General features: G+C 69.3%; 9 protein-coding genes and 1 tRNA gene. 6 read left to right on the plus strand and 4 right to left on the minus strand.

Annotated elements, in window-relative coordinates; genetic code table 11:
- Positions 1 to 199: 199 nt before the first annotated feature.
- The gene (locus AB7U92_RS15265; RefSeq protein ID WP_428578487.1) at positions 200 to 790 is read right to left on the minus strand and encodes a rhomboid family intramembrane serine protease; all 591 of its coding nucleotides are present in this window, start codon (positions 788 to 790) and stop codon (positions 200 to 202) included.
- A 12-nt stretch (positions 791 to 802) separates the two neighbouring features.
- Positions 803 to 889, minus strand: a tRNA-Leu gene (locus AB7U92_RS15270).
- Between the two features lie 96 nt (positions 890 to 985).
- On the opposite strand from AB7U92_RS15270, the gene cysM reads away from it, so the two are divergent.
- Genes cysM through AB7U92_RS15285 form a run of 3 tightly spaced genes read left to right on the plus strand, consistent with a single transcriptional unit; the run spans position 986 to position 2,699 of the window.
- Positions 986 to 1,903, plus strand: coding sequence for a cysteine synthase CysM (cysM, locus tag AB7U92_RS15275; protein WP_428578490.1), 918 nt, complete (start codon positions 986 to 988; stop codon positions 1,901 to 1,903).
- Positions 1,900 to 2,439 carry an NUDIX domain-containing protein gene (locus AB7U92_RS15280; protein WP_428578492.1) on the plus strand — a complete coding sequence of 180 codons (540 nt, stop codon included), beginning with the start codon at positions 1,900 to 1,902 and terminating at the stop codon, positions 2,437 to 2,439. Before cysM ends, AB7U92_RS15280 begins: the two co-directional genes overlap by 4 nt.
- A 32-nt stretch (positions 2,440 to 2,471) precedes the next feature.
- Positions 2,472 to 2,699: a sulfurtransferase TusA family protein gene (locus tag AB7U92_RS15285; protein WP_428578494.1), complete on the plus strand. Its 228-nt coding sequence runs from the start codon at positions 2,472 to 2,474 to the stop codon at positions 2,697 to 2,699.
- Between the two features lie 18 nt (positions 2,700 to 2,717).
- Here AB7U92_RS15285 and galU read toward each other — a convergent pair whose 3' ends face one another.
- Positions 2,718 to 3,584: a UTP--glucose-1-phosphate uridylyltransferase GalU gene (galU, locus tag AB7U92_RS15290; protein ID WP_428578496.1), complete on the minus strand. Its 867-nt coding sequence runs from the start codon at positions 3,582 to 3,584 to the stop codon at positions 2,718 to 2,720.
- A gap of 80 nt (positions 3,585 to 3,664) precedes the next feature.
- Between galU and AB7U92_RS15295 the strand changes: the two genes are divergently transcribed.
- On the plus strand, positions 3,665 to 4,642 hold the full coding sequence (locus tag AB7U92_RS15295; RefSeq protein WP_428578499.1) for an NAD(P)-dependent oxidoreductase: 978 nt from the start codon (positions 3,665 to 3,667) through the stop codon (positions 4,640 to 4,642).
- Here AB7U92_RS15295 and AB7U92_RS15300 read toward each other — a convergent pair.
- Positions 4,584 to 7,379 carry a valine--tRNA ligase gene (locus AB7U92_RS15300; RefSeq protein WP_428578502.1) on the minus strand — a complete coding sequence of 932 codons (2,796 nt, stop codon included), beginning with the start codon at positions 7,377 to 7,379 and terminating at the stop codon, positions 4,584 to 4,586. The two genes, AB7U92_RS15295 and AB7U92_RS15300, sit on opposite strands and share 59 nt — an antisense overlap.
- A gap of 231 nt (positions 7,380 to 7,610) precedes the next feature.
- On the opposite strand from AB7U92_RS15300, the gene AB7U92_RS15305 reads away from it, so the two are divergent.
- Both AB7U92_RS15305 and AB7U92_RS15310 read left to right on the plus strand, forming a co-directional pair.
- Positions 7,611 to 8,897, plus strand: a complete 1,287-nt coding sequence (locus tag AB7U92_RS15305; RefSeq protein WP_428578504.1) for a S41 family peptidase — start codon at positions 7,611 to 7,613, stop codon at positions 8,895 to 8,897.
- On the plus strand, positions 8,894 to 9,360 hold a 467-nt coding region (locus AB7U92_RS15310; protein ID WP_428578507.1), incomplete at its 3' end, for a response regulator. The genes AB7U92_RS15305 and AB7U92_RS15310, both read left to right, overlap by 4 nt.

Consider the following 9,360-nt stretch of genomic DNA (forward strand, 5'->3'; position numbering starts at 1 on the left):
CGTCGAACTCGCTGCGCGCCGCCTGCGCCGGCCACGCCAGCGGCAGGCACAGCGATGCCACGATCAATCCTCGGCGCAGCGATGACGCAAGCATGGCGGACTCCGGCGAACCGCGCGCAGCTTCGCGCGACACGCCAGCATGATCCTTCGCGCCGGCCCTGCAAGGCGCGTGGGCTTTGCAGGGGGCGTCAAGGCCGCGTCAGCGGCGGCCGAAGGGCGACTGGCCGCGCCAGTAGCGAATCATCAGGAAGCCGCCGAGCATGCCGCCGAGGTGCGCGAAGTGCGCGACGCCCGAGGCCGTGCCGGTCACGCCGAACAGCAGCTCGAGGCCGCCGAACACCATCACGAAGGTCTTGGCCTTCATCGGGATCGGCGGGAACAGCGGCATGATGGTGCGGTTGGGGAACATCATGCCGAAGGCCAGCAGCAGGCCGAACAGGCCGCCCGACGCGCCCACGGTGGGTGCGCCGCCGGTGAACAGGCCGACGAGCAGTTGCGTCAGCGCGGCGGTCAGCACGCTGGCGAAGTAGAACTGCAGGTAACGCTTGCCGCCCCAGATGCGCTCGAGCTCGGCGCCGAACATCCACAGGCCGAGCATGTTGAAGAACAGGTGGCCGAAGCTGCCGTGCAGGAAGCCGTAGCTCACCACCTGCCAGGGCATGAAGCGGCCGCTGCCCAGCGGCCACAGCGCGAACAGCGCGGTCAGCAGGTGACCGAGCAGCAGGTCGGCCGCGAACAAGGCCACGTTGATGAGCAGCAGCGCTTGCGTGATCGGCGGCAGGGCGGGCATGGCGTTCGGGGTTGGTGCCGGAGACCGGAATCGAACCGGTACGAGGTTGCCCTCGGCAGATTTTGAGTCTGCTGCGTCTACCGATTTCGCCACTCCGGCAGGTGCGGGCGCTGGTAGGCCTTGGAGGGGCAGGATTATGTCACGCGACCTGCGCGGCGCCGGGCGCCCTGCGACAATCGCCGCGAGGAGAACCCCGTGAGCGAGAACACCCCCCGCTACCCGACGCTGGAAGACGTGATCGGCAACACGCCGCTGGTGCGGCTGGTGCGCCTGCCCGGGCAGGACAACGATCGGCGCGGCAACGTGATCCTCGGCAAGCTCGAGGGCAACAACCCTGCCGGTTCGGTGAAGGACCGCCCGGCCATCAGCATGATCCGCCGCGCCGAGGAGCGCGGCGAGATCAAGCCCGGCGACACGCTGATCGAGGCCACCTCGGGCAACACCGGCATCGCGCTGGCCATGGCCGCGGCGATGCGCGGCTATCGAATGCTGCTGATCATGCCGGAGGACCTTTCCATCGAGCGCGCCCAGACGATGAAGGCCTTCGGTGCCGAGCTGATCCTCACGCCGCGCTCGGGCGGCATGGAGTACGCCCGCGACCTGGCCGAGCAGATGCAGAAGGACGGCAAGGGCCGCGTGCTCGACCAGTTCGCCAACGCCGACAACCCACGCGTGCACTACGAGACCACCGGCCCGGAGATCTGGCGCGACACGCGCGGCCGCGTCACCCACTTCGTCAGCGCGATGGGCACCACCGGCAGCATCACCGGCACCTCTCGTTACCTGAAGGAGCGCAACAGCGACGTGCGCGTGATCGGCGCCCAGCCCAGCGAAGGCTCGCGCATTCCCGGCATCCGCAAGTGGCCGCAGGAATACCTGCCGAAGATCTACGACCCGGCCTTCGTCGACGAGACCATCCTGGTGAGCCAGGCCGACGCCGAGGAGATGGCGCGCCGCCTCGCCCGCGAGGAGGGCCTGTTCGCCGGCATCTCGGCGGCCGGGGCCTGCTGGGTGGCGCTGCAGATCGCGAAGCAGGTGGAGAACGCCACCATCGTCTTCATCGTCTGCGACCGCGGAGACCGCTACCTCTCGACCGGCGTGTTTCCCGCATGAAGGAGGGCTACCGCTTCTGTCCGATGTGCGCCACGCCGCTGCAGTGGCTGGCGCGCGAAGAGGACGGCGGCGCGAAGGAGCGGCTGCGCTGCGCGGCCTGCGAATGGACGCACTGGAACAACCCGACGCCGGTGCTCGCCGCCGTGGTGGAGATGGCCGACCGCGACGGCGCCATCCTGCTGGCGCGCAACGCCGCCTGGAGCGGCCGCATGTTCGCGCTGATCACCGGCTTCATGGAGGCCGGAGAGACGCCGCAGGAAGGCATCGCCCGCGAGGTGAAGGAAGAGACCTCGACCGAGGTCGAGTCGGTGAGCCTGATCGGCGTGTACGACTTCCAGCGCATGAACCAGGTGATCGTGGCGTATCACGTGGTGGCGCGCGGCGAGATCCGGCTCTCGCCCGAACTCGCCGAGTACAAGCTCTTCGCGCCGCAGGACGTGCGTTGCTGGCCGGCCGGCACCGGTTACGCGCTGGCCGACTGGCTGCGCTCGCGCGGGCATGACCCGCAATTCATCGAATTGCCGCCGCGACCGTAAAATCTCGTTTCCGACGGACTGCACCCCCCGCCATGGAAGCCCAGAAAGAGATCGACACCCGCGGCCTGAACTGCCCGCTGCCCATCCTCAAGGCCAAGAAGGCCCTGGCGGACATGAAGAGCGGCGACGTGCTCAAGGTGGTGGCCACCGACCCGGGTTCGGTGCGCGACTTCCAGGCCTTCGCGCGGCAGACCGGCAACGAGCTCGTCGAGCAATCTTCCGCGAACGACGAGTTCACGCACTTCCTGCGCCGACGCTGACCGGCGCCGGTTGCCCGCTCAGAGATCGAGCGACTTGAGATACTCGCGAAACCCGGGCCCGAGCTGCGGGTGGGCGAGTGCCAGCTCCACGTTGGCCTGCAGGAAGCCTTCCTTGCTGCCGCAGTCGTAGCGCTTGCCTTCGTAGCGGTAGGCGAACACCTTCTCCCGGCGCAGCAGCCCGGCGATGCCGTCGGTGAGCTGGATCTCTCCGCCCACGCCGCGTGGCTGGTGGGCGATCTCGTGGAAGACACCGGGCGTGAGGATGTAGCGGCCGGCCACGCCCAGGCGCGACGGTGCGGCCTCGGGCGCGGGTTTCTCGACGATGCGCTGCACGTCCATCAGGCGGTCGTTGACCGGAGTGCCATCGACGATGCCGTAGCGGCGGGTGTGCTCGGCGGGGACCTCCTGCACCGCGAGGATCGAGGCGCGCCACTCGGCGAACAGCTCCGTCATCTGCTGCAGCACCGGCTTCTCGCCCACCATCAGGTCGTCGGCCAGCAGCACCGCGAAGGGCTGGTTGCCCACCAGTCGCTGGCCGCACAGCACCGCATGGCCGAGGCCCAGCGCCTGGGCCTGGCGCACGTAGATGCACTCCATGTCGTCGGGCTTGACACTGCGTACCACGTCGAGGAGTTCCTGCTTTCCCGCCTGTTCGAGGGCTACTTCCAGCTCGAAGGTCATGTCAAAGTGGTCTTCGATCGGCCGCTTGTGGCGGCCGGTCACGAAGATCATCTCGCGCACGCCGGCGGCATAGGCTTCTTCGACGGCGTACTGGATGAGCGGCTTGTCGACCACGGGCAGCATCTCTTTCGGCTGCGCCTTGGTGGCGGGCAGGAAGCGGGTGCCGAGGCCGGCCACGGGAAAGATCGCTTTGGTGACTTTCATTTACTTACAATGCGTTATCAGTAGCCAAATTCTTGCACGGGCATCGATGACCGGACCGTTGGTGAAACACCCTCGTACGCATGGACTTGCTGGTCGTTGAACCTCTCGAGACCGAGGTGATGCAGTGGCTCGAGTCGCGCCACGCGGTGCGCTTTGCGCCCGAGCTGGCGCTGGAGCCTCGCGCGCTGCGCCAGGTGCTCTACAACGTGCGCGCCATCATCGTGCCGCCGAGCTGCGCCATCGACGCGCAGGCCCTGCACTACGCGCCGGTGCTGCGCGCCGTGGGGCGGGTGAGCGCCGGCGCCGAGAACATCGACCTCGACGCCTGCGCCCGCAACGGCGTCGAGGTGGTGCGCAGCCTGACCGCCAGCGCCCAGGCCGAAGCAGAGTTCATGATCGGCGCGCTGCTGTCCATGCTGCGCCGCGTGCCGGTGGTGGGCAGCGACGGCATGCTGGTCGGCCGCGAGCTCGGCGCGGCCACCGTCGGCCTGGTGGGCATGCCGCCAGCGGCGCGGTCGATGTCGCAGCTGCTCGGCGCCTTCGGCTCGAAGGTGGTGGGCTACGACCCGTCGCTGCACGCCAGCGACAGCGTCTGGGAGCGCTGGCGCGTGCGGCCCATGGGCCTGCGCGAGCTGCTCGAGACCTGCGACGCGGTCTGCGTCCAGCTGGCCTACTTCAGCCGCTACCAGGGCCTGCTGGGCGACCGTTTCCTGCCCTTCTGCAAACCCAACCAGGTGATGGTCAGCACCGCGCATTCGGCGCTGTTCGACGAGAAGGCCCTGGCCGGCGTGCTCGCCAGCGGGCGCATGGCGGCGGCGTGGTTCGACAGCATGGAGCCCGGTGCGCTGGACAGCGGCCGGCCGCTGGCTGGCATCACCACGCTGCAGATCACGCCGCGCGTGGCCAGCACCACGCGCGAGTCGCGCTTGCGCAGCGCCTGGGCGGTGGCGCGGCGCATCGACGAACTGCTCGCCGCCGCGCCGCAGCCGCAGCGCGACTTCAGGCCGACAGACCCAAGCGTCCCAGCTGATCTCGCAGACGGTCCCGTGTCGCCGTGAAGTCGGCAATGCGCTGACGCTCCTGCGCCACCACCGCCGCCGGCGCCCGGGCCACGAAGCTCTCGTTGCCCAGCTTGGCGTTGGCCTTGGCGATCTCGCCCTCGAGCCGGGCAATCTCCTTGCCCAGGCGATCGCGCTCGGCCGCCACGTCGATCTCCACGTGCAAGGCCAGGCGTGATTCGCCACGCACCACCACCGGCAGCGCCTGCGTGGCCTGCGCGAACGCCGCCTCGTCGTCGAACACCTGCACCTCGGCCAGCTTGGCCAGCGCGGTGAGCAGCGGCGCGGCCTCGCGCAGGAAGGCGGCATCGCCGATGGCGCGCAGCGGCACGCGCTGGCCGGGTGGCAGGCCCATCTCGCTGCGCAGCGCGCGGCAGGCGCCGGCGATGTCCTTCAGCTTCGCGACCCAGGCGTCGGCCGCCGCATCGATGTTCTGCGGCTGTGCCTGCGGGTAGGGCGCCGCCACGATGCCGCGCTCGCTGTGCGTGCCGGCCACCGGTGCGACGCGCTCCCACAGCTCGGCGGTGATGAACGGCGTGATCGGATGCAGCAGGCGCAGCGCCGCCTCCAGCACGCGGATCAGCGTGCGGCGCGTGGCCCGCTGCTGCTCGGGCGTGCCGCCGGCGATCTGCACCTTGGCGATCTCGATGTACCAGTCGCAGTACTCGTCCCACACGAAGCCGTAGATCGCGTTGGCGACGTTGTCGAGCCGGTAGTCGGCGAAGCCCTGGGCCACCGCGGCCTCGACGCGTTGCAGCTCGCCGATGATCCAGCGATCGGCCGCCGAACGGCCGACGCTGCCGCTGTCGGAGCAATCGTGCCCCTCGCAGTTCATCAGCACGAACTTGGTGGCGTTCCAAAGCTTGTTGCAGAAGTTGCGGTAACCCTCGCAGCGCTTGCTGTCGAAGTTGATGTTGCGGCCCAGGCTCGCCAGCGAGGCGAAGGTGAAGCGCAGCGCATCGGCGCCGAAGGCCGGGATGCCCTCGGGGAACTCCTTCTCGGTGTCCTTGCGCACGCGCGGCGCGGTCTCGGGGCGGCGCAGTCCGGTGGTGCGCTTCTCCAGCAGCTGCGGAAGGGCGATGCCGTCGATCAAGTCGACCGGATCGAGCACGTTGCCCTCGCTCTTGCTCATCTTGCGGCCCTGCGCGTCGCGCACCAGGCCGTGGATGTAGACGTGGCGGAACGGCACCTGGCCGGTGAAGTGCACGGTCATCATGATCATCCGGGCGACCCAGAAGAAGATGATGTCGAAGCCGGTGACCAGCACCGACGAGGGCAGGAAGAGGTCCTGCTCCACCGTCCTGGCCGGCCAGCCCAGCGTCGAGAACGGCACCAGCGCCGACGAGTACCAGGTGTCGAGCACGTCGGGGTCGCGCTGCAGCGGGCCCGCGTAGCCGTCTTCGGTGGCCTTGGCGCGCGCCTCCTCCTCGCTGCGCGCCACGTAGACCTGGCCGTCGATGCCGTACCAGGCCGGGATCTGGTGTCCCCACCAGAGCTGGCGCGAGATGCACCAGTCCTGGATGTTGTTCATCCACTGGTTGTAGGTGTTGACCCACTGCTCGGGCACGAACTTCACCGAGCCGTTCTCGACCACCTCGATCGCCTGCTGCGCGATGCTCTTGCCGTTCGCGCCCGGCTTCGTGGTGGCGACGAACCACTGGTCGGTGAGCATGGGCTCGACCACCTGGCCGGTGCGCGCGCAGCGCGGCACCATCAGCTTGTGCTTCTTGACCTCGACGAGCAGGCCCAGCGCCTCGAGATCGGCGACCACCTTCTTGCGTGCGACGAAGCGGTCCAGCCCGCGGTAGGCCGCGGGTGCGTGGTCGTTGACCTTCGCGTCCAGCGACAGGATGCCGATGATCGGCAGCCCGTGGCGCTGGCCCACCGCATAGTCGTTGGCATCGTGCGCCGGCGTGACCTTCACGACGCCAGTGCCGAACTCGCGGTCGACGTAGGCATCGGCGATCACCGGGATGTCGCGCTCGCACAGCGGCAGGCGCACCGTCTTGCCGACCAGCGCCGCATAGCGCTCGTCTTCCGGGTGCACCATCACCGCCACGTCGCCGAGCATGGTCTCGGGGCGCGTGGTGGCCACCACCAGCGCGCCGCTACCATCGGTCAGCGGGTAGGCGATGTGCCACAGCGAGCCGTCTTCCTCCTCGCTCTCGACCTCGAGGTCGGAAACGGCCGACATCAGCACCGGATCCCAGTTCACCAGGCGCTTGCCGCGGTAGATCAGGCCTTCCTCGTAGAGCTTCACGAAGGTCTCGGTGACGACCTTCGAGAGCTTCTCGTCCATCGTGAAGTACTCGTGCTCCCAGCTCACGCTGTCGCCCATGCGGCGCATCTGGCGCGTGATGGTGGCGCCCGAGCTGTGCTTCCAGTCCCACACGTGCTTCAGGAAGGCCTCGCGGCCGAGGTCGTGGCGGCTGAGGCCGGCCTCCTGCAGCTGGCGCTCGACGACGATCTGCGTGGCGATGCCGGCGTGGTCCGTTCCCGGCACCCACAGCGTGTTGAACCCGCGCATGCGGTGGTAGCGCGTCAGCGAGTCCATGATGGTCTGGTTGAACGCGTGGCCCATGTGCAGCGTGCCGGTCACGTTCGGCGGCGGCAGCTGGATGGAAAACGAAGGCTTGTTCGTATCCAGCGTGGGGCGGTAGGCGCCGCTCTTCTCCCACAGCGGGCCCCAGTGGGCCTCGATGGCGGCGGGCTCGAAGGATTTCGCGAGTTCGGTCATGGCGCAGGCAAGCACGGCCGGCGGCCGTGAAACAGAGTGCAAGGCGGGGAGCGTCGGATTGTAGGTGGTGGTGCCGTGCTGCTAAGGTGCGTGCGTCGTCGCGCCAGGGAGGCCGTAGGAATGACGTTTCGCCGTATTGCTTCGCTCACGATCTCGATCGCGGCTGCCGTGCTGTTGGCCGCCTGCGGGGGCGGGGGAGGCGGCTCGTCGAGCGGCGCCGCCTCGTGCGACGTGAGCGCCCAGAAGGACTGGCTGCGCAGCTACATGCTCGATTGGTACTACTGGACGGGGCAGTCGCCGAACCCGGAGCCGGCCGGGTTCGCGACGCTGGACGCCTACTTCCAGGCCCTGAAGTACACCAGCTACCCGGGCGTGCCCAACGGCATCGACCCCTGGAGCAACTACCAGAGCACCGCCAGCTACAACCAGTTCTTCGCCGAAGGCCGCAGCACGGGCTACGGCGTGGCCGTCAACGGCCTGGAAGGCCAGTTGCCCCTGAAAGTGCGCTACGTCGAGCCGCAGTCGCCGGCGGGGCTGGCCGGCCTGTTGCGTGGCGACGTGATCAAGGCGATCAACGGCGTGCCCGACAGCACGCTGATCACCGGCAACTTCGCGGTGCTCAGCGGCGCCGCCGGCCAGCAGATCACGCTGGACATCGAGCGCAACGGCGTGCCGCAGCGCTTCACGCTCACGGCCGCCGACTACGCACTCACGCCGGTGCCGGCCTCGGCCACGCTGCCGGGCAATGTGGGCTACATCGTGCTGAAGGACTTCATCGTCCAGGCCGAGCCCGAGCTGAGCACGCGGCTGAACGCCATCAAGGCGGCGGGCGTCACTGACCTGATCATCGACCTGCGCTACAACGGCGGCGGGCGCATCTCCACCGCCAACCTCTTCGCATCCGAGGTGCTCGGGCCGCGCGGTGTGTTCACCACGCTGCAGTACAACGCGACGCAGCAGGCCAGCAACCGCAGCTTCACGCTGACGGCCAGTTCGGCCGCCGGCGTGTTCAACCGGATCGTCGTGCTGACCGGCCCGCGCAGCTGCTCGGCCAGCGAGCTGCTCGTCAATGGCCTGCGGCCCTACGCCCAGCAGGTGAGCACCGTGGGCGACACCAGCTGCGGCAAGCCCTATGGCTTCAACCCGGTCGACTCCTGCGGCAACACCTTCAGCATCGTCAACTTCAAGGCGGTCAACGCGCTGGGCCAGGGTGACTACGAAGCCGGCATCGCGCCGACCTGCGCGGTGGCGGAAGACTTCTCCGGCGCTTTCGGCGACCCGTCCGAGAAGCTCACCGCGGCGGCGCTCTCCTACCTGCAGCCCGGCACCGGCCCGGCCACGGCCACTGCACCGGCCGCTCGCGCCCGTACCCTGGGCGCGCGGCTGCCGCGGGCCGGCGCCGCGCCCGGCGCGCGCCGCGGCATGACCGCCGACTGCCCCCCCGGCCGCGCGGCCAGACACATTCCGACATGTTGCGGCACAGCGCCGCAACGGTCGGGGGCGAGCATGGGTTCATGAACCCTGCCCACCACGTGCACCTTGTCGACGCCGATGCCGCCGCCCGCGGCGCCATCGCCCGCTATCTCGAATTCCACGGTCTGACGGTCACCGCGATGGACTCCGCGGCCGACCTGCTGCGGCGCATGCACCGCCAGCGGCCAGATGCCGTGGTGATGGATGCGGCGCTGCCGGGGCTCAGCGGCCTTCAGGCCTGCCGTCAGCTGCGGGGCGAGGGCGACCGCGTGCCGCTGATCCTGCTGACCGCGCGCAACGAGGAGATCGACCGCGTGCTCGCCCTCGAGATGGGCGCCGACGACGTGCTCGGCAAGCCCTGCCCGTTGCGCGAGCTGCTGGCGCGGCTGCAGGCGCTGCTGCGCCGAGCCAACGTGCCGCCGGGCCTGCCGATGCTGGCGATGGCGCCGGTGGAGATCGGCGAGCTGCGCTTCGACATCGCCTCGCGCAGCCTGCTGCGCGGCAGCCA

The sequence above is a fragment of the Piscinibacter sp. genome (assembly GCF_050175855.1).
Classification (GTDB): Bacteria; Pseudomonadota; Gammaproteobacteria; order Burkholderiales; family Burkholderiaceae_C; genus Piscinibacter.

Excerpts from the sequence above, each read along its gene's own strand:
- AB7U92_RS15265 (WP_428578487.1), bottom strand. The coding sequence starts at position 790 with ATGCCCGCCCTGCCGCCGATCACGCAAGCGCTGCTGCTCATCAACGTG.
- AB7U92_RS15280 (WP_428578492.1), top strand. The coding sequence starts at position 1,900 with ATGAAGGAGGGCTACCGCTTCTGTCCGATGTGCGCCACGCCGCTGCAG.
- AB7U92_RS15285 (WP_428578494.1), top strand. The coding sequence starts at position 2,472 with ATGGAAGCCCAGAAAGAGATCGACACCCGCGGCCTGAACTGCCCGCTG.
- galU (WP_428578496.1), bottom strand. The coding sequence starts at position 3,584 with ATGAAAGTCACCAAAGCGATCTTTCCCGTGGCCGGCCTCGGCACCCGC.
- AB7U92_RS15295 (WP_428578499.1), top strand. The coding sequence starts at position 3,665 with ATGGACTTGCTGGTCGTTGAACCTCTCGAGACCGAGGTGATGCAGTGG.
- AB7U92_RS15300 (WP_428578502.1), bottom strand. The coding sequence starts at position 7,379 with ATGACCGAACTCGCGAAATCCTTCGAGCCCGCCGCCATCGAGGCCCAC.